Source organism: Gordonia sp. NPDC003425 (assembly GCF_053588635.1).
Map to the genome: position 1 here is coordinate 87,491 of NZ_JBSFQI010000007.1, position 26,405 is coordinate 113,895.

A 26,405-nucleotide genomic window follows, 5' to 3' on the forward strand; every position below is an offset into this window, starting at 1 on the left:
GCCATGCCACCACGCCCGGAACCGGTAGCCACCTACCGCGTGCAGCTCACCCCCGATTTCGGTTTCGCGCAGACCACGGCGGTCCTGGATCATCTTGCGGCCCTGGGCATCAGCCACATCTATCTGTCGCCGATCGGTGCCGCCATGCCCGGATCGACGCACGGATACGACTGGGTGCCGCCGCCACAGGTGTCACACGTGCTGGGCGGCGTCGACGGACTGCGCGAGTTGCGAGCCCAAGCGCGGGAGCGTGGCATCGGGATCATCGTCGACATCGTGCCCAACCACACCGGGGTGGCCGAGGCGCTGCGCAACCCGTGGTTCACCGATCTGCTGCGCCACGGGTCGGGGTCGAGATTCGCCTCCTACTTCGACGCGGACTTCTCGGCGGACAACGGCGTCGACGGGAAACTCGCCCTGCCCGTTCTCGCGTCCGACGGCGATCTGTCACCGCTGACGGTCGACGGTCATGGCATCCTGCGGTACTACGATCACGCCTATCCCACCGCCCCGGGCACGCTCGGCGGCTCGGCCACCGATGTTCATGCGCGACAACACTATCGCCTCGTGCCCTGGGACAGCGGGCTGATCGGCTATCGTCGCTTCTTCACGGTCAACGAACTCGCCGGATTGCGCCAGGAGGACAACGCCGTCTATGCGGCGTCGCACGCCTGGCTGCAGGATCTGATCGAGGAGGATCTCCTCGAAGGGGTGCGGGTGGATCATCCGGACGGGTTGTGGTCGCCGATGAGTTACCTCGAGCGTCTGCGCGGCGATGTCGGACCCGAACGGTTGCTCTACATCGAGAAGATCCTCTCCGCCGACGAACCCCTCGAACCCGAACTGCCCGTCGAGGGCACCACCGGGTACGACCAGATGCGAGTGATCGACGCATTGTTCACCGCACCCTCGGGTGTGGTGGAACTCGACGAGATCCATGAGCGTGTCACCGGGGTGCCCGGTGACTCCCATTGGCTGCACACGGCCGAGCGTGAACGCAAGCTCGCCACGCTGCACGCCCAGTTCCCGGCCGAACACCGTCGGCTGGTGCGGGCGATCACGCATTCGGATCCGGACGCCGACGTCGAGGCGGTCGCCGCTGCGACCGCCGAGCTGATCGCCGATCTCGGCGTCTACCGCGCCGACTATCCCTCCCTGCGTTCCCGGCTCGTGTCCTGCGCCAACGAGATCGGCAGCCGCAGAACCGATCTCGCCGCCGCACTCGACATCATCGTTGCCGCCACGCGTCACCCGGGTGCGGCGAGTTCGCGGCTGGCGCAGACCTGCGGTGCGGTGACGGCCAAGAGCGTCGAGGACAGTCTGTTCTACCGGACCGCGCGTCTGGTGTCGTCGCAGGAGGTGGGCGGCAGTCCCGCGGAGCCGACGATGAGTCTGTCGGATTTTCACGCGCACAACATTGCTCGCGCCCGTGATTGGCCGCGGTCGATGTCGGCGGGAACCACCCACGACACCAAACGGGGCGAAGACGTGCGGGCGCGGATCGCGCTGCTCGCACAGGTGCCGCAGCGCTGGTCCCTGCTCGTGGACGAATTGTGGTCGGAGTGCCCTCCCCCCGACGACCTGACCGGATACTTCCTCCTGCAGAACATCATCGGGGTGTGGCCGGTCGGCGACCCGCCCGGGTCGGCCGAGGCCACCGACGAACTGCGCGAACGACTTCACGACTATGCGCAGAAGGCAACCCGCGAAGCCGGGTTGCACACCACCTGGACCGAGATCAACGAAGAATTCGAAACCCAGACCCGTGAGTGGATCGACCAGGTGACCTCGGGCGCCGCCGGCGATTCGATCTCCCGGTTCGTCGCTCGCATCGCGTCGGCATGGGAACAGGAGTCGTTGGCCCGCAAGGCGATTGCTCTTCTCGGCCCGGGTGTGCCGGACATCTATCAGGGCACCGAATGGTGGGACGATTCACTGGTCGATCCCGACAACCGTCGGCCCGTCGACTACGACCGGTCGCTGGATCATCCCAAGGCGCGGCTCATCCGCACGGCTCTGCGAGTGCGCAGCACGCACCCGGACGCGTTCGGGCAGGACGGCGAGTACCTGCCGCTGCACGCCGACGGACCGGGATCCGACCACACCGTGGCGTTTGCCCGCGGATTCGGCGGGCAAGCGCAGGTCGTGATCGTCACGGCGCGCTTCACGCACAGCCTCATCGAGGACGCGCACGCAACGTTCCTGGATCTGCCGGCCGGTTCGTGGCGCGCCACCACCGGCGCCACCTTCACCGGAACGGTCGATCTCGCCGAGTTACGGGCCGAAGAGCCGGTGGCGATCCTGCTGCGCGACTGATCGGCGTGACCGATCAGCCTCCCGGTGCCGGTGCCGGTGCCGGAGCGGGGGTTGGGGTGGGTGCCGGGTTCTGCCCACCGGCATCGCCGCCCTGACGGTCACCGATACCTGCCTGGGCTCCGCTGAGCTTCGCGACCTTCCAGGTGCCGTCCTCGTTCGCGAGGTCCAACCACACGAGCATCAACTCCTTGCCGCCGGAGGGCGCGATGCTGCTGGTGCCCGACACCTCCACCAGAACGCTGGTCGAGGCCCGCGTAGCGTCGAACGATTCCACCGACACCGACTTGATGGTCGGCGTGGCCTTCACGTTGAGGTCGCGGATCACCTTGGCGCCGTCGTTTTGTTCCCGGTCGAGGTTCTTGGCGAACTCACCGGTGCTGAGCGGTCCGAGCAGCGACTTCATGTCGCCGACGTTCGCGGAGTTCATCGTGCTGACGAGTTTGAGGGTGAACTCGCTCGAGGCGGTCTTCGCGTCGTCGAACGCGGCAAGCCGCTGCTGATCGCGGTGATACGCCCAACCGAGGATGCCGGCTCCGGCCAGCGCCGCGACGACGAGCAGTGCAACTACCACCCGGCCCACGGTCGCGCTGTTGATGGTGAAGGAGATCTCGCGTCCCCGCGAGGTCTTCTGCGGAGTGTCGGGGTCGGTGACTGCCTCGCCGGACGAGTCGGTCACGGCATCGTCTGTGGCATCGGCGATCGGCTGGGCAGAATCCTTCTGGCCGGCGGCTCGACGGGTGGACGCTTTTCGGGCCGCCTTCGTCCTCGGTGCGCGGACGATCTCGGAGTCCTGGGCACGCTCAACCGGATCCTGGGCACGCTCGACCGGGTTCTGGGCACGCTCGACCGGATTCTGGGCACGCTCGTCGGTCGAGGTGTCGTCGGTGGTGTTCTCGGTGGTCATCGACAGTCCAATGTCTCGGCGGTGCAGGTCATCCCAGCGGGACGGTGCGTTCGTTCGGGTCGGCGCCCGGCGCCGGACCCGCGGTGTCGTCGCCCGGGGGGCGTGGCGCGTTGGCCGATCCCCGGATCTGCTGGTTCGGATCCTCGGTGACACAGTACAGATTGGTCGGAATGGTCGATTCGAGGATCTTGGTGGGCCGGATCGGGGTGACCGCGTAGTTGCAATACGGCCGGGGGAAGATCGCGGCCAGCGCCCACCAGGCGCCGTCGTGGAACATGGCGCCGGCGGTGCCCGACGAGTCGCGGATCGACGGCAACAGGCTCGCGACGGTGGGTGCCCGCAACGCGCCCTGGCGCGCGATGTCGGCGAACTGCTTGAGTACGTCGCTCACCGGGTCGCGGATCTGTCCGAGGGATCCGGCCAGGCTGGTGAACTGGGCGGGTCCCCTACCGAGCAGCGTCCGTATCTCCGCGTCGGCGGCCACCGCGGCGTTCACGATCGTGCTGGCCGCGGCCACCGTGGTGCCGAGGTCGGGTTGGATGTCGGCGGTGGTGGCCAGGATCGTGCCGGTCTGCGAGATCAGTTTGGTGGTCTGCGGCAGCACCCGGTACAGGTCGGCGAAGATCGCGCCGCCGGCGTTGAACAGTGCGTGCAGATCGTTGGTGCCGGTGTCGGACACCAGGGCGACGTCGAGGTTGGCGACGATGTCGCGCAGTTTCGTGGGATCGATCTGGTCGATCACGTCGAGCGAGGACTCCAGCAACGCGGGAAACGGTGCGGTGACGTGTGTTTGGTTGACCGAGATGGTGTCGCCGTCGTGAAAGTACGGTCCGTCGGCGGTGGGGGGCACGAAGTCGACGTACTGTTCGCCGGCGGCCGACAGGCTGAGCGCCGACACCACCGCATTGCGGTTGATCTCGACGTTGTCGTCGATCGATACACGTACCCGCACCGAAGTCGGCTGCACCGCGATCTCCTCGACGTCGCCGATGCGCGCGCCGCGCAGGGTGACCGGCGAGGTCTGCTGCAGGCCGCCGGATCTGGGGAAGTCGATGGTGAGCTGATAGGTGCCCTGCAGGGGCCGCCACCCCAGTGAGCCGAAGGCCAGGTAGGCCAACCCCACCAGCATCACGGCCACCAGCGCGATGTTGCCGAGCAGAATCGAGTGCTTACGCAGCCAGCCGCTCATCCGCAGCACCCCTTGGTCGCGGTGAGCTGCGCGAGGATTCGGGTGAGCGTCTGTTGCAGCGACTGGGCGCCCTCGTCCACGTCGGCCAACTCGGGCAGCCTGCTGGCGTTGTCGAAGCCGAATCCGGTGGTCAGCCAGTACAGCTTCGACGACAGCGCAACCGAGTTGCCCTGCGCCGAGTGCGCCCACTTGGGCGCGAGGACGGCCAGCCGGTCCGACAACGTACCCAGCGTGGGGGCACCCGCGCGCAGCGCCTCGGCCACCGTACGCAGATGCCCGATCAGGTCGATGACGTTCTCGGTGTTGCCCGCGAGGAAGTCATTGGTGGCCGCGGTCACCGTGTTGGTCTTGTCGACAGTGGTCAGGATGAGTCCGATCTGGCTGTTGACGGCGTCGATCGCCGGTGCGAGCTTGTTGATCGACGCCATGATCTGTGCGCGCCCGGCATACAACTGGCCGGTGAGCACCCGCGTGTTGGCCAGCGCCGTGTCGACTTCGGCGGCGTTGCGGTTCAGTTTGGTGATCGCGGTGGTGAATCCGGAGATCGCCCCCGACAGATCGGCGGGGGTGTCGGGACCCGCCGACACCGCGGCCGAGAGCTCGGTGATGATCTGCTGCGCCGAGCCCAGCGTGCCGCCGTCGGTCACCGCCGCCAGGCTCACCAGCAGGTCCTCCACCGTGGCGGCCGCAGAGGTGGGGCCGGTCAGGGTCCCGCCGTCGGCGAGGTAGGTGGTGGAGGCGGGCGTCGGGGGCAGCAGCGCGACGAACACGTCACCGAGCGGGGTGGCCTGACGCAATTCGGCGCCGGTGCCCACCGGCACCTTCGCGTTCTTGCTGACCTTCATCGTCACCACGGCCCGGTAGTTCTCGGCGCGCAGGTCGGTGACCTCGCCGACGTTGGTGCCGTTGAGTTTCACCTTGGCCCGCGACGGGAGATTGAGCGCATTGGCGAAGGTGGCGGTCAGGGTGATGCCGTCGCCGATATTTCCCGGGGCGGGCAACGGTATCTGTTCGACGGTCAGGCCGGGCAGCGAACCACACCCGGACACCCCGATCACGATGGTCACCAACATGGTGAGCAGTGTCGGCACCCGCCACCTGCGGCTGTGGATTCGGCGGTCGACGCTCATCGGCTCAGCTCCAACAATCCGGAGAAGACTCCCAGATCCGGTCCGAAATCCTTCAATTGCCCGGTGCGGCAGCCGTTCTTCTGAAGATTGATGGCCTGGCAGAAGGTGTTGAGCGCTTCACCGTCGATCAGGGATTTGTCCACCAGCGCCTGAACCCGCCAGGCTCCCTGCTCCACCGACACCGAGTTGGCGAGGTTCTGGAACAGCAACGGTCCGAGATCGATGGTCTCCACCACCTGTCGCGAGTAGTCGCTCAGATTCTCGGCGAGCGCGGCGAGTTGCTGGGTCGAGGTGCTGATGGTGCCGGAGTTGGTGCGCAGGAAATCCGTGGTGTTGGTGAGGGTTTGGTTGAGGTCGGCGAGTGTCGCGACGAGTCCGGGGGCCTGTCGTCCGAGTACGGTGGCCACCGAGTTCACCGACGACGAGAACTCCTTCATCTTGGGATAGTTGGCCACCAGCGTCGCGGTAAGGCTCTGCATGGTCTTGATGATGTCGACGATCGCATCACCGTTGCCCGAGACCACCTGCGAGGCGTCGCCGAGTTGGTTGATCGCCAGGCGCAGCCGGTCACCGTTGCCGCTGGTGATGCCCGAGGTGATATCCACCATGTCGGCGATGGGGCCCTCGCCCGGCTGTTCGGAGCGTAGCGAATTCACCAGGCCGTCAACCGCATCGAAGAGTTGGTCGATCGACACCGGGGCTTTTCCCTCGTCGCGGAGCACCGCGTTGTCGGCGAGTTTGGGGCCCCCGGAGTAGGTGGGCGTGAGTTCGATGTGGCGGGTGGTGACCACGGAGGTGTTCACGATGGCCGCGGTGGCATCGGCCGGGATCGGGACGTCCTTGTCGACGGTGAACCGCACCTTCACCCGGTTGCCCTCCTGCTGCACGGAGGTGACGCGACCCACGGGCATGCCGAGCACCGAGACGTCGTTGCTCTCATAGAGTCCGGCCACGTTCGGGAAATATGCGGTCACCTCGATCGCCGAGCCGAACGCCGCCTTCCAACTCGCCGGGATCAGGGAGCAACCCGACAGCAGCGACACCGCGAGCAGTGTGACGCCCAGGAAGATGATCGGCCGCCTCCGGCCGCGGACTCCCCCGTGCCCGCGCGCACGGACGATGTCGGTCAGCATCCGTCCACCACCCGTGCAAGACACAGCCAGTTATCGGGAAACAGCCCCCACGGGAGATAGCTGGTCGCATACGGACCGCTACCGAGGATGTTGTTGGTCAGGCGCGCGCTGACCGGCAGAATCTGCAGGAGCTTGCGGAGGTTGTCGCGGTTCTTCTGCAACCCCTGACTGATCGTGTTGAGGTTCATCAGAATCGGGGCAAAGGTGTTGCGGTTCTCGGCCGCCACCGCGCGTGCCTGTTCGGTGAGGGAGGCGATGCCGTCGAGCATTCTGGTCACCAGGGCCTCACGCGCGATGATCTTGTCGGCGAGTTGACGGCCCTGACCGACGATGAGCGACAGTTGCGTCTGGGAGTCGTCGACCACTGCGGTCACCGACTTGGTGTCGGCGAGAAGCTGGGTGATCTGGTCACGTCGATCGGTGATGATCTGCGACATCTGTGTCAGTGAGTCGATGGTGGGCTTCGCGATGGCCGGCGCGCCGGCCAGCTGCTGATTCAGCGTCCGGATGCTCTGCGCGAGATCCTCGTCGTTGACGCCCGCGATCACCGGGGTGCCCTTCTCGAGCGTTTTCTGCAGGTCGTAGGGCACGCTTGTCCGCACGATCCGGCCGTCGGGTGCCGGTTGTGGCGAATCACCTTGGCGCACATCGATGTAGCGCTGCCCGAGCAGGGTGGACAGCTTGATCTCCGCCGAACCGTTCGAGGTGACGTTCACGTCGCGATCGACCTTCATCGTGATCGTGACGTGGTTCCCGTCGAGTTGGGTGTCGCTGACCTCGCCGACGTCGATTCCCGCAACCCGCACCTTGTCGCCCGGCCGGATGCCTCCCGCCTGGGCGAACTCGGCCACGTAGGTTTTCTTGCCGAGATGGGCGCCGGCGATGCCGGAGACGCCGACGAGCACCACGACGATCACCACGGCGCCGGCGACGCCGAGCCATGCCCGACGGTGGGCGGAATAGCTGCGTCGTATCCGGCTCATCGGCACACATCCGAGAATCGGGTCCCGCCGATCTTGTTGATCAGTCCGGGCGGGAACAGCACGTTGCCGAACGAGATGTCGAGATCGCAGAAATAGATGTTGAGGTAGGCGCCGTCCTGCATCGTCTTGGGCAGCAGCGCGAGGAAGCCGGGCAGAATCCGGGCCGTCTGATCGAGTTTGGCTCCGTTCGCGATGAGCTCGTTGGTGGCCACCTGCGTGTTGTTCGACGCGGCCACGAGGTCGGTGCGGCTGCGCGTGAGAACGTCGGCGAAGCCGGCCGCGGTCTGGCCGACCTGGGTGACCGCACGTCCGAAGGCTGCCGAATTGGCGTTGAGATTCTTGATCAGAGTGCTGACACTCGCGATGACGGTTCCCACCTGATCGCCCTGCAGCGCGAGATCGCGCATCACGCCGCTGAGGTTGTTGATGATCGCCCCGATCACCGCGTCCCGGTCGGACATGTCGGCGGCGAGGCGACCGACCTCGGCGACCGTGGTGCTCAACGAGACCGAGTTGCCTTGGAATGCCTGCAACAACCCGTTCGACAGTGAATTGACCTGCTCGGGTTTGAGCGTGTCGAACACCGGCTGGAAACCGGCCAACAGCTTGGTCACGTCGAACGAATCCTCGGCGGGCACCTTGAGCGTCGATCCGGCGGGAAGCGGGGCACCCTCGGCGCCGGGCTGCAGGGACAGCTCGAGATAGCGCTGTCCGATGAGGTTCTGATACCGGATGGACGCCTTGGTGGTGGTCAACATCGGCTGTGAATCGCTGACGTCGAACACGACGCGGGCGCGGCCCGAGTCGAGATCGATGCTCGACACACGACCCACCCGGACGCCCGCCATCCGCACGTCGTCACCGGTGTGCAGTCCCGACGCGTCGGTGAAGTAGGTGGTGTAACCGTGGGTCTTTCCGGGCACGGATCGTTCCAGCGTGGAATAGATGATGTAGGTGAGCAACAGCGCCACGACCGTGAACAGTGCGAAGCCGATCAGCGGTTTGCGAATCGAGGAATTCCCGACGCTCATCGTCCACCCCCCTGTGGTGTGGCGCCCGGTGCCGTACCTGACGCGGTGGTGACCGACGCCGCCTGGACGAGGGGACCCAGCATCAACGTGTCGGCGGCGTTGGGCGCCCGGTTGAGCGCGGTGCGCAACGTGTGCTCGTCGGTGCCGGTGGTGACCATCCCGGCCGGGGAGACGCCGCGCATCGGAGACGGATAGATCATCAGAGGCCCTGAACTCGTGGGTCCGGTGCCGGTTCCCGGTCCCACACAGCCCGGACCACGCAGCTGACCGTAGGGCCCTCCGTTGTACACCGGACAGTTCTGCCTCGTGTAGCGATTGAACGCACCGAAACTCAGGCCCAGATTCAGTTGCACGTGTCCGTTGGTGCCGGTGAACACCGTGATCGCCTTGCCCGCGAGGGTCGACAACGCGGTCAACGCCTGCGGCAGCGCATCGGGCTCGAGGACGGCCGCGCCGAGCGTGGTGTTCAGGTCGGGCACGATGCGCTTACCGACGTCACCGTTGCGCGCGAACAGGGTCTGCGCCTGATCGGTGATGTCCTGGGCCGCGACGAGCAGCGCGGTGATGTCGCGTTGACGCTGCGCGATGGTCATCGCGGGGATCACGCTGCGCCCCAAGGTATCCAGGAGCGCAGGGGTGGACTGGGCGAGTCCCTGGACCGAACGGTTGAAGTTGTCGAAACCTCCGGGGTCCCCCGGCGGGAACTTCGCGTTGATCGACTCGAAGTAGTTGTTCAGCAGTGGCACAAAGGTTCCGAAGACCGCACCACCGCCGCGCAGGGCGTCAGCCAGCGTGCCGAGCACGTCGGCGAGTTGCTCGGGCGGTACCGCCTGCAGCAGGGTGCGCAATTCGTTCTGCGCGTCCTGCAATCTGATGGTGGCCAGTGTCTGATCGGCCGGGATGGTTGTGCCGGCCGTCAGGCGCGCCGACGCGGGTTGCGCGGGCTGCACCAGTTCGACCGAGTTCACCCCGAACAGGTTCGACGGCACCGTCCGCGCCGTGACATTGGCCGGAATCCCCGACGCCTGGGCCGGCGCGATGTCGATGTCGACGAGTTTGAGCTGTACACCGCCGCGCCCGATGTCGTCGGAGAGCCGGATCGCTTTCACCTCACCGACGATCAGGCCGTTGTAGCGGACGTCGGCGGCATCGACCAGCCCGTCACCGATGTCCGAGAGTGACGCGGTGACGGGCACGGTGGAGGTGAACGCGCCCTGGTAACGCATGAACAACAGCACGAACACCGCAGCGAGGACCACCAGGAACACCAGTCCACGCAGCACGTAGGTCGTCAACGACGGGTCGCGTCCACCCGTGGCGATGTTCATCGCGGCCCCCTCATCCCGAGATCCTGACTCCGGACGACAGCCCCCAGAAGACCAGTGTCATCACGAGATTGGCGAACACGATGACGATGATCGCCAACCGGATGGCGTGGCCCGCGGCCACCCCGACGCCTTCGGGTCCGCCCGAGGCGAAGTAGCCGTAATAGCACTGGACGAACGTGGTCAGCAGTACGAACACGATCACCTTGATGAAGGAGAACACGACGTCCTGCGACCTGATGAAGGAGTCGAAGTACGCCAGATAGTTGCCCGCACCCTGTCCGCTCTGCAGTTGGAACATCACCTGGCAGGCGATGTAGTTGGCGGCCAGCGACACCGAGTAGAGCGGGACGATCGCGAGCACCGCCGCCGACATGCGGGTGGTCACCAGGTACGGCAGCGGGCGAATCGCGATCGATTCCAGTGCGTCGATCTCCTCGCTGATCCGCATCGACCCGAGCTGCGCGGTGAATCGGCAGCCCGATTGCGCGGTGAACGCCGTTGCGGCGAGCAGAGGTCCGATCTCGCGGGTGGTGGCGAAGGCCGACAAGCCGCCGGTCACCGGGGACATGCCGAGCAGGTTCAGTGCGGTGTATCCCTCGATACCCACCGTGGCACCGCCCATGATGCCGAGGATCACCATCACCCCGACGGTGCCGCCGCCCACGATGATGGCGCCGTTGCCCCACGCCACGTCGGAGAGCAGCCGCCACACCTCCTTGCGGTAGTGCGTGAACGCAAGCGGCACCGCGCCGATGGAGCGCACCAGAAAGGTGATCAGATGCCCGATGCCTGCCACACCGTCGCGCGGTGCCCGGTAGACGACCTTGGCGGCCGCCAACGGGCGCAGGATCGGCGGCGTGTACCGCGACGCGGCCATGCTCACACCACCTTCGCCGGGACGAGGATCGCGAAGAGCTGGGTGAGCACCACATTGACCGTGAACAGCAAGAGCACGGAGTTCACCACCGCCGCGTTCACCGAGTTGGCCACGCCCGCGGGTCCGCCCTTCGTCGACAGCCCCCGGTCACAGGCGACGATCGCCACGATCGCGCCGAAGATGACGGATTTGATCAGCGCGAACGAGAGGTCGGCGACCGACGCGAACGACGCGAATGTTCCGGTGTAGCTGCCCGGGGTGCCGCCCTGGAAGTAGACGTTGAAGACGTAGCCGGTGATGAATCCGACGAAGCAGACGAAGCCGCACAGCAGAAAACTCACGACCATGGTGGCCAGCAGCCGCGGCGAGATGAGGCGTTCGATCGGATTGACACCCATCACCCGCATCGCGTCGATCTCGTCGCGGATGGTGCGCGAGCCCAGGTCGGCGGCGATCGCCGACCCGACCGCTCCCGCCAGCAACAAGGAGGTGACCAGCGGCGCGCCCTGCCGGATCACACCGAGGCCGGTGGCCGCACCGGCGAAGGAGGTGGCGCCGATCTGGCCGGCGATGTTGCTGACCTGGATGGACACGATCACCCCGATGGGGATGGCCACCAGCAGCGTGGGAAACACCGAGGTGCTCGCCATGAACGCGCACTGACGGATGAACTCGCCGAACGGAAACCGCCGCCGCGCGATGTCCACCACCAGGGTGCGGAACACCTCCACGAACATGCCGAGTTGGCGGCCGAAGGTGTCGAAGGACGCGACGATGTGATCGTTGAACCAGGCGATCACACCGTTGCGGCGCGCCTGCCGGCCCGCGGCCACGTCGCGGGTCGCCGTATCGGCACTCACCGCTCGACCTCGCTCATCACAAACCCCCGACAGTTTCGACAGCCGTCACGTCGCGCGTGACGCGGACACCCAGCGACCGACCTCCTCGTCAACTCCGGCGCGAATCTACTGCGCGGTAATATACATCTCTTCACGACCCCATTTGTGCGACGGGTCACACTCGGGCGGGTCTGCGCCTCCCCCCGTTGCCGCTTACCGTGGGAGTGGTGACCGAACCGACGCGTGGTCCCGAGTCCGTCGTCAGCGTTTCTGGCGAGGACGGTGTCACGATAACTGGGTCGACCGACCAAAGTGGCGCGAACCGCCGCACCGGACCCGAGGCAACACCGTTTTCCCCACCCCGCCGCATCTCGGAGTTACGGGTGTGGGCGCCCGAGGCGGTTGCTGTGCGGATCGTCACCGATTCGGCCGACGGGCCGCAGACACCGATGCTGCCCGATCCCGACGCCGAGGGCTGGTGGATGGCCGACCCGACGTGCGCGGACGATCGCGACGACGCCGCCGGGCGTCGCTATGGATTCCGCCTCGACAAGCCCGACACCGACACGGCGTCCGGCGACCACGAGTCCGATGCGAACACCTCGGGTACGTCCGTCACCACCACGAAGACGCTGCCCGACCCGCGTACGGTCCGCCAACCCGACGGCGTGCACGAACTCTCCGCGCTCTACCGTGTCGACGAGGCCATGTGGACCGACACGCAGTGGCGGGGACGCCCGGTGCACGGCGCGGTGATCTACGAAATGCATGTCGGCACCTTCACGTCCGGCGGCACCCTGCTCACCGCCATCGAGCGTCTCGACGACCTCGTGGATCTCGGTGTCGACTTCGTGGAACTCATGCCGCTCAACGCCTTCAACGGGGTCTACAACTGGGGCTACGACGGGGTCGACTGGTATGCGGTACACGAGGCCTACGGCGGACCCGACGCCCTGGTGAGATTTGTCGACGCGTGCCACGCCCGCGGCCTGGGCGTGGTGCTCGACGTCGTGTACAACCACCTGGGGCCGTCGGGTAACTACCTGCCCGATTTCGGTCCGTATCTCAGCGCCGCCGATACGGGCTGGGGCAACGGCATCAACCTGTCGGGACCCGATTCCGACGCCGTGCGGAGCTACATTCTCGAGAACGCGTTGCGTTGGTTCGCCGAGTTTCACATCGACGCGTTACGGCTCGACGCGGTGCACGCGCTGGTGGATCATCGGGCGGTGCCGATCCTCGAGGCCTTGGCGATCGCCACCGACGCCCTGTCGGCGCAGCTGGGTAGGCCGCTGTCGCTGATCGCCGAAAGCGATCTCAACGATCCGCGACTCATCGTCAGCCGCGACGTCGGTGGCTACGGCCTCACCGCGCAGTGGGACGACGACATCCATCACGCGATCCACACGGTGGTATCCGGCGAAACGCAAGGCTACTACCGGGACTTCGGGAGCTTGGCTGCGCTGGCGAAAGTGTTGCGCGGCGGTTTTTTTCACGACGGAACCTACTCGTCGTTCCGACGCCGCCACCACGGCAGGCCGATCCCGACGAACCTGGTGGACGCCACCTCGCTGGTGGCCTACACGTGCAATCACGATCAGATCGGCAACCGCGCCATCGGCGACCGGCCCAGCGCCTATCTCTCGGGTGGTCAGCTGGCGATCAAGGCTGCGCTCGTGCTGCTCTCACCGTTCACCCCGATGCTGTTCATGGGCGAGGAATGGGGCGCCTCGACACCCTTCGCGTTCTTCACGTCCCATCCCGAACCCGAACTGGCCGAAGCGGTTCGGACGGGGCGACGCTCCGAGTTCGCCGCACACGGATGGAACACCGAGGAAATCCCCGACCCGCAGGATCGGCAGACCTTCATCGATTCACGGCTCGACTGGGACGAACGTGGGGCACCCGATCATGCCCGAGTCCTGGACTTCTACCGGGCCTTGATCGCACTTCGCAAGGCCCACAAGGATTTCACGGACTCGACGTTCGCCGGCGTGTCGGTCGAGTACGACGAGACGGCGGGTTGGTTCGCGATGCATCGCGGCGACTGGACGGTGGTGTGTTTACTCGGATCCGATCCCGTCGACGTCCCGCTGGCGGTGAGCCCGAGTCTGAGCTGGGCCGAACCCGAGATCACCGGCGGGGGCCTCCGCAGTCCCGGACACAACGTCGTCGTCGGCACCCGAACATAGAACACTCCCCGTCGAGCGTGCCCAGATCCGCGTCGAGCGTGCCCACATCCCTGTCGAGCGTGCCCAGATCCCTGTCGAGCGTGCCCAGATCCCCGTCGAGCGTGCCCACATCCCTGTCGAGCGTGCCCAGATCCGCGTCGAGCGTGCCCACATCCCTGTCGAGCGTGCCCAGATCCGCGTCGAGCGTGCCCTCCGCCGCGGCACGGCAGACCGCGAACCTCAGGTGAGGTAGCGGTAGGCCGGGGAGCCGGGTTCGAGGCGCTCGCAGTGCAACCGGGAATGCGCCATCCGATCCATCAGCTCGGCCAGCCCCTCGGGTGCGCCGAGTTGCACGCCGACCAGGGCCGCCCCGGTCTCGCGGTTGTTGCGTTTGACGTACTCGAACAGGGTGATGTCGTCGTCGGGGCCGAGCACCTCGTCGAGGAAACGACGCAGCGCGCCCGGCTCCTGCGGGAAATCCACCAGGAAGTAGTGCTTGAGCCCCTGATGCACGAGTGACCGCTCGATGATCTCCCCATAGCGGGAGACGTCGTTGTTGCCACCGGACACCAGACACACCACGTCGGCGTCCGACGGGATCTGCAGGCGCGCCAGCGCGGTCACCGCCAGCGCGCCGGCGGGCTCGGCGATGATGCCCTCGTTCTGGTAGAGGTCGAGCATCGTCGAGCAGATCGCACCCTCGTCGACGTGCATGATCCGGGTCGATCCGGGAGTTGGCGTGAAGGGTTCGTCGGGCAGCACGGGTGCCGCCGTCCCTCCGGCCGCGGCGAACTCACGCACCACCGGATGGTCGGTGACGCTCGCCCGCATCTCGGCCATCACCCCGTAGCCGAGGGCACCGATCCGTTTCACGGCGGCCCCGTCGACGAAGGGGTCGATCGAATCGAGTGTCACCGGACCGCCGGCGACGAGCGCCGCCGACAGCGACACCGCACCCGTCGGTTCCACACCCACGATCGCCACCGATTCCGAACGGGCACGCAGGTACGTCGCGATCCCGGCCAGGCAGCCACCGCCGCCCACGGGTACCACCACCACGTCGGGCACCCGTCCGAGTTGCTGGACCATCTCGAACGCAATGGTGCCCTGACCTGCGGCGGTGCGCGGATCGTCGAAGGCGTGAATCCACGCCGCGCCCGTGCGCATCACGTCGTCCTGCGCCGCCGCCGCCGCCGCGTCGTAGGTGTCGCCCACCGCGATCAGCTCGACGAAATCGCCCCCGTGCCAACGGATTCGGTCACGCTTCTGCTTCGGCGTGGTGGTCGGCACGTAGATCCGGCCGGGTACCTGCATCACGCGGCACGCGTAGGCGACACCCTGCGCATGATTGCCGGCGCTCGCGGCCACCACCCCCACCGCGAGCTCCTCGGCGGACAATTGGGCCATGACGTTGTAGGCGCCCCGGATCTTGTACGACCGAACCGTTTGCAGATCCTCACGCTTGAGGTGCACGCGCGCCCCGACGTCACGCGACAGGCGTGGACACGCCTCGAGCGGGGTACGCGCGACCGCCGACTGGATCCGCGTCGCCGCGCTCTCGATCGCGTCGGCAGATAGCGCGGACTCCGGGGGGATCGCACCCCGCTGATGGTCGGTGACGTGCTGCGTACTCACGCCCTCCATGCTCTCACCCCGCGAAGAGCCACGAGCGGTGGGCCGACCGACGTAGGATCGGTTTCGGTCCACCTCATCAGCCGCCGCAATCGTCGGGCACTCCGCGTCGAACAGCCGGAGCCGGATCTGCCCGGTGCGCGGCACCCGAACCGCAGGAGGTCGGCATGCCCCGACGTCTCTCCCGTCTCGTCTCCCTCGCCGCAGCCCTGGGCACCGCCGCCGCGTCATGTCTGATTGCCACCGCCACCGCCGGACCGGCCGCAGCGGCCCCGGTCTGCGCCGGCGGCGGCGCACCGGCCCGGCTGGTCGGTACGGTGCCCGGCGCCGCCCTCGAAGGCCTCACCGTCGATGCGGCCGGCAGGCTCTACACCACCGACCTGGTGAGCGGCCGGGTGTTCCGCCTCGACGCACCCGGCGGGCCCGCCGTCCCGATCGCGAAGGTGCCCAGCGGAGGTGCCGGCGCTCTGGCGTGGACACCGGACGGCACCCTGCTCGTCGGGTACGGCTCCGACCCACGGGTGTTTCTGGGCGATGCGATCCGCCCGGGTGCCATCGGCCGGCTCAACGTGAACACGCTGGCATTTCGCCCCTGGGTGTCCGGATTGTCGGCGGCCGACGGAATGGATGTGGCCGCGAACGGCGTCGTGTACGCCACCAACGACTTCGGCAACCTCATCGGGCGCATCTTCCCGAACGGGGTGAGCCAACCGGACTGGGGCCGGCTGCCGAGCGCGAACGGAGCGGTACTCAATCGCGACGACAGCTTCCTTTATGTGTCACGGACATTCACCAACCCCGGCGTGAGCCGTATCTCCACGCGCAATCCGGGGTTCGTGCAGAGTCTGCTCACCCTCGGCGGACCCGACGCCCTCGCCGCACCCGACGGACTCACCCTCGATGCCGCCGACCGTCCGGTGGTGCCGTTCAACGCCGCCGGTGAGATCGTCCGCATCGACGCCCCCGGCCGCTACTGCGTGCTGGGGTCGGGACTGCCGCTCTCGAGTGTGGTGAGCTACGGCCGGGGCAACCGCGGCTTCTCCGCGGGTCGGCTGTTCCGCGCCGGATTCGACGGGCGGATCTATGAGATCCCGGGCGGGTTCTCGCCCGGCTCGGTGGCAGCGTTTCCGAAGTAGCGCTCCACCCACCACACCGACACCAATGCGGAGCCCGATGCCCAGGCGGTGATCTGGAGGTCTCGGGTCAGCACCAGCGTGACCAGTGCGGCGATGACACCCGCGGCGAGCGCGTGCAGCTTGTAGGCGGGCCAGCTGATGCCTGCGACCTCGACAGTGCCGGCGCGTGCCGGGCGGCTCGACGGTAGCCCGGACTCGGTCAGCACGCTCATCCTGCACTCCTCGGTCGATCTTCGCTTGATGCGACACCGAGTGTAGCCCACTCCGGAACCAAATGTTCGGTAAGCCGAACTCTCGACGTGGTGTCGGCCGCAGGTCGAGTCCTCAGTTCTCGGGGCGGCGGCCCCGCCGGAGCGTCGCCAACAGTTCGTGGTACGGGCCCATGAGATAGGCGGTGTCGTAGGCGGCGAGCCGATGGTCGCGCCGCGGCTGCATGACGGCGCGCGCGCCGAGACCGCGCGCGATGGCGATCACCCGGGTCTGGGTGGACAGCTCCGACAACCGCGTGCCGTCGAGCTCGCTGCCGGGATGCACGGACACCCCACCGACCATGAAGGACCGGCGACCCACCGAGAACGTGCCCAGAACCTGCAGTCCGAGGGCCGCGCCGATGAACCACGGCGCGGCGAGTTCGACGGTGGAGCGGACATTGGCGAAGCCGAACCGGCGTGCCACGGCCGCGCCCAGGGATTCGTCGAACACCCGCATCACCACGGGTACCCCGGGTTGGTCGGCCGAGCGGCGCCAGCGGTCGCCGAGAATCTCACGCAGGATGATGCCGGTCTCGATGTTGACCATGTCGTTGTGGGTGAGCACCGCCACCGCGGCGGCCTTCTCGATTCGCGCGTCGTGCAACGTCTCGGCGAGGGTGGCGTCACCGAACACCACCGGCACCTCGAGTTCTGCGGCGGCGGCCAGGAACCGGTTGTTCTCGTCGTGTTCGATCACCACCACGTCGTGCCCGAGAGCTTTGAGTTCGCGGGCCACCCGGATGCCGAACGAGCCCAGCCCCACCACCACGATGTGGTCGGTCATGTCGCGCGCGCGGCGACGCCCGGCCGAATGCTCGATGCGACGCGAGAGCAGCAGATCGGCGATGAACGCAACCAGAATGGCCGTCGTGGTCACCCCGGCGAACATCAGGACGATGGAGAACAACCGCAACCAGATGGGCTGACCGACGAAACTGAAGTCGCCGTACCCGACCGTCGCGATCGTCTCCGACGAGAAGTACAACGCGTCGACGAAACCCATGCCCGGCTTGTTGTAGGTGAACCGCAGCAGAACGGTGGCCGCGAGCAGCAAGGTGATCAGTGCGCCGAGTGCGCGGAACAGGTTGGGGTTGACGTCCTCACGAAACGCGTGCAGCGCTCCGACGAACCGCAGCACCGGGTGCCGGCGGGCTCGCTGATGTCGCGGCGGATGCCACACCTTGACTCCTTGCGCCCGCAAGCGGTCCGGCGTGGCGATCATCGCGACGAAGTCGTTCTCGGACACCTGAAGCGCGCGACTCGGGCAGGCGATGACGGCGTCGTCACCACCGCCGTCGACATCGCGGATCACCGCCACCGGCGCGAGGTCGCCGTAGAGTTCGGCCAGCGTGCCGTCGGCAGGTGCCCGGGCCTCCGAGATCACGAACTCGGTGTCGGCCACGGTGATCGAGTGGGTGGTGCGGCCGAGGAGCGCCTCGACCAGCAGCGGCGCGGTAAGCGCCGCCACGTCGAGGATCGCGCCGGGACCATTACCCAGCGCCACCGCTTCGTGTAGGACCTCGTTGCTCAGATGCGCCACCACCCGGACATCGGGATTGTGCTGGCGCGCCAGCAGGGCGATCTCCAGATTGACGGCGTCGTCGGTACCGGCGCACACCACCGCCGATGCGGACGCAATCCCGGCCTCGATCAGCGTCCCCGGCGACGTCAAGATCACGACGGTGGCGTCGGCGCTGCGCAGTTCTTCGCTGATCCGCACACTCAACGCGTCATCGCCGTGAACGATGATGTGACCGGGCATTGCAGGAGCGTACTCGCCGGACACGCCGACCCGCCCGTTATGTGCGTGTTGTCGGGGGCCGGTCAGCTCAGGCAGCTCGGTCCCAGCAACGCTTTGAGATCACCCATGAGCGCCGAACTCGGTGTGACGCGCAGGGATTCGGTGAGTTTGAGCAGGGTCGACCGCTCATCGCTGACCAGGGTGACGTGCACGTCGGCCGGACCGGGATGGCGGCTGAGGACCTGTTTGAGCGCCTGCACACGGTCGGGTGTGCACGCCCGGGCGGCCAGCGTCAGCGCCACCGGCTTGGTGGCACCGGCAGACGCGAGGTCGGGAACGGCGAGATCGTTCGCGCTGATCATCATCGAGTCGTCGCGCTGATTGACCCGCGCCTTCACCAACACGATGTTGTCGGCGACGATGTCCATCCCGTAGGTCTGGAAGGCACGCGGGAAGAAGTAGACCTCCACCCCGCCGACCATGTCCTCGAGGGTGACCGCCGCCCATGGCTCGCCCTTCTTGTTCACCCGGCGGGTGACCGACGAGATGATCCCGCCGATGGTGATCTGCGCACCGTCGGGCACGTTGCCCTCGAGTAGCTGGGTGATGGAGGTGTCGGTGTGCGCGGCGATGGCGTGCTCGACACCGGCCAGCGGATGCCCGGACACGTAGAGCCCCAACATCTCTCGTTCGAGCGCCAGTTTGTGTTTGGTGTCCCACTCCTGGTCGGGCACCTTGACCGCGAACACCTCCGCCATGGTGTCATCGGCACCGCCGGCGTCACCGAAGAGATCGAACTGGCCGATCGCCTCGGCCTTCTTGGTGCCCAGCACCGACTCCACGGCCTCGCCGTGCACCAGGAACAGACCCTTGCGGGGATGGCTCAGCGAATCGAACGCGCCCGCCTTGATGAGCGATTCGGTCACCTTCTTGTTGCATGCGGTGACGTCGACCTTGCCCAGATAGTCGGAGAAGCTGGTGAACTTTCCCTTGTCCTCGCGCGCGGCGAGGATCGAGGACACCACACCCGCGCCTACGTTACGGATCGCGGCGAGACCGAACCGGATGTCGGCGCCCACGGCGGCGAAGTTGCGCTGCGACTCGTTGACGTCGGGCGGCAACACCGTGATACCCAGCTTGCGACAGTCGGCGAGATAGATTGCCGCCTTGTCCTTGTCGTCGCCGACCGAGGTGAGCAGTCCGGCCATGTATTCGGCCGGATAGTTCGCCTTGAGGTAGGCGGTCCAGAACGACACCAGACCGTATCCGGCGGCGTGCGACTTGTTGAACGCGTACCCGGCGAACGGCAGCACCGTATCCCACAGCGCGGTGATCGCCGCCTGCGAGAACCCGTTGGTGCGCATCCCCTCGGCGAAACCGTCGTAGGCGGCGTCGAGGATCTCCTTCTTCTTCTTGCCCATCGCGCGCCGGAGCAGGTCGGCCTGTCCGAGTGAGTACCCGGCGACCTTCTGCGCGATCTGCATGATCTGCTCTTGGTAGACGATCAGGCCGTAGGTCTCGGCGAGAATGTCCTTGAGCGGCTCTTCGAGTTCGGGATGGATCGGCTTGATCTGCTGCAGACCGTTCTTACGCTTGGCGTAATCGGTGTGCGCGTTCACCCCCATCGGACCGGGCCGGTACAGTGCGAGGACCGCGACGATGTCCTCGAAACCGGTGGGCTGCATCATCTTCAGCAGTTCCCGCATCGCCGCCCCGTCGAGCTGGAAGACGCCGAGGGTGTCGCCCTTGGCCAGTAGTTCGTAGGTCTTGGGGTCTTCGAGCGGGAGGGTGTCGAGATCGAGGTCGATGCCGCGGTTGTTCTTGATGTTCTCGATCGCGTCACCGATGACGGTGAGGTTGCGCAGCCCGAGGAAGTCCATCTTCAGCAGGCCGATGGCCTCGCACGACGGATAATCCCAGCCGGTGATGATGGCTCCGTCCTGGGCGCGCTTCCACACCGGGATGGCGTCGGTGAGCGGTTCGGACGACATGATCACCGCGCACGCGTGCACACCCGCGTTGCGGATCAGCCCCTCGAGCCCGAGCGCGGTGTCGTAGATGCGCTTGACATCCGGATCGGTCTCGATGAGTGCACGGACCTCGGCGGCCTCCGAATACCGCTCGTGCTCGGGGTCGGTGATTCCCGACACCGAGATGTCCTTGGCCATGATCGGCGGTGGCAGTGCCTTGGTGATCTTGTCGGCGATGGCGAAGCCCGGCTGACCGAACTGCACCCGCGCCGAATCCTTGATGGCTGCCTTGGTCTTGATGGTGCCGAAGGTGATGACCTGCGCCACCTTGTCGCTACCCCACCGCTGGGTTGCGTAGCGCACCATGTCGCCGCGACGACGGTCGTCGAAGTCGATGTCGATGTCGGGCATCGACACGCGTTCGGGGTTGAGGAATCGCTCGAACAGCAGTCCGTGCGGGATCGGGTCGATGTTGGTGATGCCCAGCGCCCATGCCACGAGCGACCCGGCCGCCGAACCGCGACCCGGCCCGACGCGGATGCCGACTTCGTGCGCGTGCCGGATCAGGTCGCCCACCACCAGGAAGTACGCCGGAAACCCCATCTGGATGATGACGTCGAGTTCGTAGTTGGCGCGGCGCGCATACTCCTCGGGCACCGACTCCCCGACCGGCCCCTCGGTTCCGGTCTGTGCGGGGAAGCGCCGCTTGAGCCCGGCGGCGACCTCCTTGCGCAGCCAAGTCTGCTGCGATTCCCCTTCGGGCACAGGGAAGACGGGCATCCGGTCGCGGTGAGTGAACACGTCGGCGTAACTCTGTACGCGCTCACCGATCTCCAGCGTGGTATCGCAGGCACTCGGCACCACCGAATCCCACTGTGCCCGCATCTCGTCGCCGGACTTCAGGTAGTAGCCGTCGCCGTCGAACTTGAATCGGGTGGGATCCGAGAGCGTTTTGCCGGTCTGCACGCACAGCAGGGCCTCGTGCGCGGCGGCGTGCGCCTTGGTGACGTAGTGGCAGTCGTTGGTGACGATCGGTTTGATACCGAGCTTGCGGCCGATGTCGAGCAGACCGTCACGCACTCGCCGCTCGATCTCGAGGCCGTGCTCCATGAGTTCGAGGTAGAAGTTCTCCTTGCCGAAGATGTCCTGCCACTTGGCCGCGGCCTCGAGAGCCTCGCGCTCGTGTCCGAGCCGCAGTCGTGTCTGCACCTCGCCGGACGGACATCCCGTGGTGGCGATGATGCCCTCGGCGTACTCGGCGATCAGTTCGGCGTCCATGCGGGCCCACTTGCCGAGTTGCCCCTCGATCGAGGCGAGGGAGGAGAGCTTGAACAGGTTGCGCAGACCCGTCGCGTTCTCGGCGACCATCGTCATGTGGGTGTAGGCGCCGCTACCGGAGACGTCGTCGTCCTTCTGGTCGCGGGTACCCCACTGGATTCGTTTCGTCTCGAAGCGCGAGGCAGGCGCGATGTAGGCCTCGATGCCGATGATCGGGGTGATGTCGTTGGCCACCGCGGTGTTGTAGAACTCGCTGGCGCCGAACATGTTTCCGTGGTCGGTCATCCCGATCGCGGTCATCCCCAGACGCTTGGCCTCGGCGAACAGGGGCGCCACCTTGGCGGCGCCGTCGAGCATCGAGTACTCGGTGTGATTGTGCAGGTGAACGAACGATCCACTCGATGAACTGTGACCAATGCGCGAACTGTGACCGTTGCGCGAACTGTGATCGTTCACCGAGTTCTGTCCATCGGCCACCGCATGCTCTCCCGTCTCCCGCTTCCCGCGCACCGCGCAGGCTCTCAGTGTAGGTGCCCGCACCGACATCTCCCGCGGGGCAACGCCGGACAGGAGTTGTCCATCGGATCACTCGTGTCTCGTCCACCACACCAGGCTCCCCGCACACATCGGGCCTCGCACGCCCCGGCAGGGGTCGGGTCTACAGTGCCGCGAGGATCAGCACCACGATGATCACCGCGACGCCCACCAGTCCGATCAGCAGGGCGATCAGGCCCGCATTCGACGACCCGCTCACCGGTGTCGGCCCGGTGGGCGGCGGACCGTAGATCCCCGTCGGCCCCGAGGCACGTGGGGCCTGCGCCGCGGCCCGATCGGGTCCCGAGAACCGCGGCGGCGGTGCGTGAAACGGGCCGGGTGGCACGGCGTGCGCGATGGGACCGCTCGGCGCGGACGGGCCGGCTGCGGGCCGCGGTGACTTCCGCGCCGGAACCGGGACGGTCACGGACGAAGCGCGGATTGACCGCGGTGGGCCCCGACATTCCGCGCACCGCCATCGCGAGCGCGTCGGCGAACTCGCGGCAGTTCGCGAACCGATCCGGCGCCTGCTTCGACATCGCCTTGGCGATCACCGCGTCCACCACCTGGGTGACGGTGGCGACCTCGATGGACACGCGCGGCACCGGATCGTTCAGATGTGCCCGGATGACGTCGGAGGTGACGGTGTCGTCGAATGGGACATGCCCGGTGAACAGGTGGAAAGCCGTTGCGGCAAGCGAATACTGGTCGGTGCGGCCGTCGAGCGGGCCGCCCTGCAACTGCTCCGGGGAGGCATAGGAGAGGGTGGCGAGCACAGTGCCCGCACGGGTGAGCGGGTCCACCTCGTCGGTTGCCTTGGCGACGCCGAAGTCGGTGAGCAGGACGCGTTCGCCCACGTCCGCGGCGTCGTCGGAGTCCCGTGCCAGCAGGATGTTGGCCGGTTCGATGTCGCGGTGCAGCAGTCCGCGGCGGTGGGCGTGATCGAGCGCCTTGGCCACCTCGGAGACGATGTGGGTCACCCGGCGTGGATCGAGTCCGCCGCCATCGGGGACCTCGGCGAGTTCTCGCGCGCAGTCGGTGCCGGGAACGTATTGCATCGCGATCCACAGCACATCGTCGACGTCGTCGCCGATGCGCACCCGGTCGCGCCCGCGGTTGTACACGGTCACGATGGCCGGATGGTCGAGCGTGGCGGCCACTTCGGCCTCACGCAGGAAACGACGCGCGAACTGTTCGCGCACCGCGCGGTCGGAGGTGAGGATCTTCAGTGCGTCCGATCGCGGTAACTCGGGATGGCGGGCGAGAAACACCGCGCCCATGCCACCGCTGCCGAGTTCGCGCTCGATGCGGTACCCGGCCACATACGATCCCGGTTCCAGCACTCGTTTTCTCCCTCCGACCACCCCGCACGCTACCGAGGCGCGCAGATCACGTCTCGCGCAGCACGTCGAGGGCGTGTTGCAGATCGGACGGGTAGGGGCTGGTGAACTCGACGCGACGACCGTCGGCCGGATGTGCGAATGCCAGCGAACGAGCGTGCAGCCATTGCCGTTCGAGGCCGAGTCGGGCCGCGAGCACCGGGTCGGCGCCATAGGTGGCATCGCCGCAGCACGGGTGGTGCAGCGCTGACAGATGCACCCTGATCTGGTGTGTCCGTCCGGTCTCCAGATGAATGTCGAGCAGCGACGCCGCGGCAAACATCTCGAGTGTGTCGTAGTGGGTGATGCTCGGCTTGCCGTTGGCGGTCACCGCGAACTTCCAGTCGCTGCCGCGGTGACGCCCGATCGCCGCGTCGATGGTGCCCGAGGGCGGATCGAGATGACCCTGGACGAGCGCGTGGTAGCGCTTGTCCACCTCGCGGTCCCGGAACGCGCGTTTGAGCAGCGTGTACGCGTGCTCGGAGGCGGCCACCACCATGACACCCGAGGTACCGACGTCGAGTCGGGACACGATGCCCTGCCGTTCGGGCGCCCCCGACGTGGAGATGCGGAATCCGGCCGCAGCGAGTGCGCCCACGACCGTTGGCCCGCTCCAGCCCAGCGACGGGTGGGCGGCCACCCCGACGGGTTTGTCGACCACGATGATGTCGGAGTCGTGATAGATCACCGACAGGTTCTCCACCGGCGTCGGCTCCACCCGCAGGGGTTCGTCGGGTTCGGGCAGCAGCACGTCGAGCCAGGTGCCCGCGGCGAGCTTGTGCGACTTGCCGACGGCCACACCGTCGACACTCACCTCGCCGGCGTCGGCGAGTCCGGCCACCACGGTCCGGGACAGACCGAGGATTCGCGAGACCCCGGCGTCCAGGCGCATGCCGTCGAGCCCGTCGGGCACCGGCAGAGAGCGTGCCTCACGCATCGCCGGCCCCTTCGCCGGTCGTCGCCGCCGGCCGGCGAGCCGCACGCCGGGCCGCCCAGCCCGACCGTGTGCCGTCGTAGTCGAAACCCAGCAGCGAGAGCACCACCAGCAGGATCGCGCCGCACACCACCGCCGAGTCGGCGACGTTGAACACCGGCCACCACCCCACCGAGACGAAGTCGACGACGTGGCCGCGCAGCGGTGCGGGCGCGCGGAAGATGCGGTCGATGATGTTGCCGATGGCACCGCCGAGCACCAGACCGAGTCCGAGCACCCACCACCCGGACCGCAGCCTGCTGCTGAACCGGATGATCACCACCACCACCGCCAGCGCGATCAGGGTGAGAATCCACGTATAGCCCGACGCCATCGAGAACGCGGCACCGCTGTTGCGCACCAGACGCAGGGTGACGGCGTCGCCGATGATGTGGACCGGCTGCATCGGGTCCAGATGGGCCACGGCCAGCGATTTGGTGAGGATGTCGAGCGCGATCACGCATCCCGCGATGGCGACGAGGGTGCCGATCACCGCACCGGCCGACCTCAACCGCCCCGTCGACTCCGGGGCGTGCCCGGTGGGGTCGGTGTCGCCTGGTTCGCGGGGGCTGATGTCGTCCGAGGGGGTATTCACGATCGGCCTGGCTCCTTCATCCACCCCACCATCATCCCTGACCCGTGCAATACGCTGACTGCCGTGTCCGCTACCGCCACTCGTCGACGGCGAGCCACCGCGATGGGTGCGCTGGCCGTGACGGCCCTCACCCTGGCGGGATGCGCCTCAAACCCGGGCCCCGGCGCATCGTCCTCCGCAACGCCGGCGGGGTGCGCCACGACGTCGACCTCCGGACAACCCGACGCGAAGCTGATCGCGATCCCGCCGGCCGCGGTGACGGTGACCGCCACCGGTGACCAGCCCCGTCGCCTTGCCGCCGGCACGCCCGACCTCGCCACGGCGCAGCCGGTCACCCTGAGCACCACGTCGTCGGTGGCGTCGGCGCAGACGACGACGTCACAGACCGTGCAGACGTCGATGACCGCCCGATTCGCCTGCACCGATCCGACCGACGTTGAGATGACGCTGGGGGCGGTGACCTCTCCCGATACGGCACTTGCCGACTCGTTGCGGGCGGTTGCGGGGGCGCGCGCCGGTGTGGCGATCGCGCCCGGTCAGGTACCGATCTCGCTGCGCCTGATCCCGACGCAGGCGTCGGGCTCCGAGGCCCGCGCCGCGGTGGAGCAGTCGCTGGTGCAGGCGCTGCAGAACTCGGTGCCGCTGCCCACCGAGCCGGTCGGGGTGGGCGCGATGTGGCGAGCCGAACGCACGCTGTCGGCGGCGGCCACGGTGACCCAGACCATCACCGCACGGCTGTCGAAGTGGGATGGAAACCGCGTGACCATCGACTTCGCCACCGAGGAGGAACCGGTCGACTCCGTGTTCACCATCCCCGGCGGTGACGCCACCCTCACGATCTCCCGCTACACCTACTCGGGAACGGGCCAGGTGACCCTCGACCTGTCCCGCGGGCTGCCCGTGGCGGGCAACGCCGAATTCTCCGGCGCCCGCGAACTGACCGGCGCCGACCCGGCCAACCCGCTGGTCCAGCGGCTCGGGTTCTCCTTCACCTGGCGTTCCTGACGCATCGGCC

At 67.2% G+C, this 26,405-nt stretch carries 20 protein-coding genes; 4 read left to right on the plus strand and 16 right to left on the minus strand.

Translation table 11 applies throughout. The annotated features are described in order from the left end of the window. Positions 1-3 precede the first annotated feature (3 nt). Positions 4-2,316 carry a malto-oligosyltrehalose synthase gene (gene treY, locus ACWDTD_RS10750; RefSeq protein WP_449747092.1) on the plus strand — a complete coding sequence of 771 codons (2,313 nt, stop codon included), beginning with the start codon at positions 4-6 and terminating at the stop codon, positions 2,314-2,316. A gap of 13 nt (positions 2,317-2,329) precedes the next feature. Here treY and ACWDTD_RS10755 read toward each other — a convergent pair whose 3' ends face one another. From ACWDTD_RS10755 to ACWDTD_RS10795, 9 genes are read right to left on the minus strand one after another with little or no spacing between them, the layout of a single operon-like run. Beyond that, positions 2,330-3,220: a hypothetical protein gene (locus tag ACWDTD_RS10755; RefSeq protein WP_449747093.1), complete on the minus strand. Its 891-nt coding sequence runs from the start codon at positions 3,218-3,220 to the stop codon at positions 2,330-2,332. Between the two features lie 28 nt (positions 3,221-3,248). Continuing rightward, on the minus strand, positions 3,249-4,418 hold the full coding sequence (locus tag ACWDTD_RS10760; RefSeq protein WP_449747094.1) for an MlaD family protein: 1,170 nt from the start codon (positions 4,416-4,418) through the stop codon (positions 3,249-3,251). Next, a complete protein-coding gene (locus ACWDTD_RS10765) occupies positions 4,406-5,539 on the minus strand; it encodes an MlaD family protein (protein ID WP_449747095.1) in 1,134 nt (377 codons plus the stop codon). Before ACWDTD_RS10765 ends, ACWDTD_RS10760 begins: the two co-directional genes overlap by 13 nt. Continuing rightward, positions 5,536-6,672: an MCE family protein gene (locus tag ACWDTD_RS10770; RefSeq protein ID WP_449747096.1), complete on the minus strand. Its 1,137-nt coding sequence runs from the start codon at positions 6,670-6,672 to the stop codon at positions 5,536-5,538. Before ACWDTD_RS10770 ends, ACWDTD_RS10765 begins: the two co-directional genes overlap by 4 nt. Beyond that, entirely contained in the window at positions 6,666-7,655 is a 990-nt protein-coding gene (locus tag ACWDTD_RS10775) for an MCE family protein (RefSeq protein WP_449747097.1), read from the minus strand. Before ACWDTD_RS10775 ends, ACWDTD_RS10770 begins: the two co-directional genes overlap by 7 nt. Further along, positions 7,652-8,686 carry an MCE family protein gene (locus tag ACWDTD_RS10780; protein WP_449747098.1) on the minus strand — a complete coding sequence of 345 codons (1,035 nt, stop codon included), beginning with the start codon at positions 8,684-8,686 and terminating at the stop codon, positions 7,652-7,654. The genes ACWDTD_RS10775 and ACWDTD_RS10780 overlap by 4 nt, the downstream gene beginning before the upstream one ends. Beyond that, the gene (locus tag ACWDTD_RS10785; RefSeq protein ID WP_449747099.1) at positions 8,683-10,014 is read right to left on the minus strand and encodes an MlaD family protein; all 1,332 of its coding nucleotides are present in this window, start codon (positions 10,012-10,014) and stop codon (positions 8,683-8,685) included. The genes ACWDTD_RS10780 and ACWDTD_RS10785 overlap by 4 nt, the downstream gene beginning before the upstream one ends. A 10-nt stretch (positions 10,015-10,024) precedes the next feature. Then, positions 10,025-10,891, minus strand: a complete 867-nt coding sequence (locus tag ACWDTD_RS10790; protein ID WP_449747100.1) for an ABC transporter permease — start codon at positions 10,889-10,891, stop codon at positions 10,025-10,027. Between the two features lie 2 nt (positions 10,892-10,893). Continuing rightward, on the minus strand, positions 10,894-11,724 hold the full coding sequence (locus tag ACWDTD_RS10795) for an MlaE family ABC transporter permease (protein WP_449747240.1): 831 nt from the start codon (positions 11,722-11,724) through the stop codon (positions 10,894-10,896). A gap of 233 nt (positions 11,725-11,957) precedes the next feature. Here ACWDTD_RS10795 and treZ point away from each other — a divergent pair, with 233 nt between their 5' ends. After that, positions 11,958-13,922: a malto-oligosyltrehalose trehalohydrolase gene (gene treZ / locus ACWDTD_RS10800; protein ID WP_449747101.1), complete on the plus strand. Its 1,965-nt coding sequence runs from the start codon at positions 11,958-11,960 to the stop codon at positions 13,920-13,922. 219 nt (positions 13,923-14,141) lie between these two features. On the opposite strand, the gene ilvA is transcribed toward treZ, so the two are convergent. Continuing rightward, positions 14,142-15,545 carry a threonine ammonia-lyase IlvA gene (gene ilvA / locus ACWDTD_RS10805; protein ID WP_449747102.1) on the minus strand — a complete coding sequence of 468 codons (1,404 nt, stop codon included), beginning with the start codon at positions 15,543-15,545 and terminating at the stop codon, positions 14,142-14,144. A 155-nt stretch (positions 15,546-15,700) separates the two neighbouring features. Between ilvA and ACWDTD_RS10810 the strand changes: the two genes are divergently transcribed. Further along, positions 15,701-16,669: an SMP-30/gluconolactonase/LRE family protein gene (locus tag ACWDTD_RS10810; protein WP_449747103.1), complete on the plus strand. Its 969-nt coding sequence runs from the start codon at positions 15,701-15,703 to the stop codon at positions 16,667-16,669. On the opposite strand, the gene ACWDTD_RS10815 is transcribed toward ACWDTD_RS10810, so the two are convergent. From ACWDTD_RS10815 to lspA, 6 genes are all read right to left on the minus strand, one after another. Further along, positions 16,615-16,881: a hypothetical protein gene (locus tag ACWDTD_RS10815; RefSeq protein WP_449747104.1), complete on the minus strand. Its 267-nt coding sequence runs from the start codon at positions 16,879-16,881 to the stop codon at positions 16,615-16,617. The two genes, ACWDTD_RS10810 and ACWDTD_RS10815, sit on opposite strands and share 55 nt — an antisense overlap. 112 nt (positions 16,882-16,993) lie before the next feature. Continuing rightward, the gene (locus ACWDTD_RS10820) at positions 16,994-18,682 is read right to left on the minus strand and encodes an NAD-binding protein (RefSeq protein WP_449747105.1); all 1,689 of its coding nucleotides are present in this window, start codon (positions 18,680-18,682) and stop codon (positions 16,994-16,996) included. Positions 18,683-18,744: 62 nt separating this feature from the next. Next, positions 18,745-22,326, minus strand: a complete 3,582-nt coding sequence (dnaE, locus tag ACWDTD_RS10825) for a DNA polymerase III subunit alpha (RefSeq protein ID WP_449747241.1) — start codon at positions 22,324-22,326, stop codon at positions 18,745-18,747. Positions 22,327-22,430: 104 nt separating this feature from the next. Continuing rightward, the gene (locus tag ACWDTD_RS10830) at positions 22,431-23,786 is read right to left on the minus strand and encodes a protein kinase domain-containing protein (protein WP_449747106.1); all 1,356 of its coding nucleotides are present in this window, start codon (positions 23,784-23,786) and stop codon (positions 22,431-22,433) included. 46 nt (positions 23,787-23,832) lie between these two features. Next, entirely contained in the window at positions 23,833-24,759 is a 927-nt protein-coding gene (locus ACWDTD_RS10835) for an RluA family pseudouridine synthase (protein ID WP_449747107.1), read from the minus strand. Further along, on the minus strand, positions 24,752-25,306 hold the full coding sequence (gene lspA / locus ACWDTD_RS10840) for a signal peptidase II (protein WP_449747242.1): 555 nt from the start codon (positions 25,304-25,306) through the stop codon (positions 24,752-24,754). Before lspA ends, ACWDTD_RS10835 begins: the two co-directional genes overlap by 8 nt. Before the next feature lie 147 nt (positions 25,307-25,453). Between lspA and ACWDTD_RS10845 the strand changes: the two genes are divergently transcribed. Continuing rightward, on the plus strand, positions 25,454-26,395 hold the full coding sequence (locus ACWDTD_RS10845) for a hypothetical protein (RefSeq protein ID WP_449747108.1): 942 nt from the start codon (positions 25,454-25,456) through the stop codon (positions 26,393-26,395). Positions 26,396-26,405 lie beyond the last annotated feature (10 nt).

Coding starts and splice junctions, on each gene's coding strand:
- ACWDTD_RS10770 (WP_449747096.1), bottom strand. CDS start 6,672: ATGCTGACCGACATCGTCCGTGCGCGCGGGCACGGGGGAGTCCGCGGC.
- ACWDTD_RS10785 (WP_449747099.1), bottom strand. CDS start 10,014: ATGAACATCGCCACGGGTGGACGCGACCCGTCGTTGACGACCTACGTG.
- ACWDTD_RS10820 (WP_449747105.1), bottom strand. CDS start 18,682: ATGCCCGGTCACATCATCGTTCACGGCGATGACGCGTTGAGTGTGCGG.
- ACWDTD_RS10835 (WP_449747107.1), bottom strand. CDS start 24,759: ATGCGTGAGGCACGCTCTCTGCCGGTGCCCGACGGGCTCGACGGCATG.
- ACWDTD_RS10810 (WP_449747103.1), top strand. CDS start 15,701: ATGCCCCGACGTCTCTCCCGTCTCGTCTCCCTCGCCGCAGCCCTGGGC.
- ACWDTD_RS10775 (WP_449747097.1), bottom strand. CDS start 7,655: ATGAGCCGGATACGACGCAGCTATTCCGCCCACCGTCGGGCATGGCTC.
- ACWDTD_RS10755 (WP_449747093.1), bottom strand. CDS start 3,220: ATGACCACCGAGAACACCACCGACGACACCTCGACCGACGAGCGTGCC.
- ACWDTD_RS10815 (WP_449747104.1), bottom strand. CDS start 16,881: ATGAGCGTGCTGACCGAGTCCGGGCTACCGTCGAGCCGCCCGGCACGC.
- ACWDTD_RS10790 (WP_449747100.1), bottom strand. CDS start 10,891: ATGGCCGCGTCGCGGTACACGCCGCCGATCCTGCGCCCGTTGGCGGCC.
- ACWDTD_RS10765 (WP_449747095.1), bottom strand. CDS start 5,539: ATGAGCGTCGACCGCCGAATCCACAGCCGCAGGTGGCGGGTGCCGACA.
- treY (WP_449747092.1), top strand. CDS start 4: ATGCCACCACGCCCGGAACCGGTAGCCACCTACCGCGTGCAGCTCACC.
- ilvA (WP_449747102.1), bottom strand. CDS start 15,545: ATGGAGGGCGTGAGTACGCAGCACGTCACCGACCATCAGCGGGGTGCG.
- ACWDTD_RS10780 (WP_449747098.1), bottom strand. CDS start 8,686: ATGAGCGTCGGGAATTCCTCGATTCGCAAACCGCTGATCGGCTTCGCA.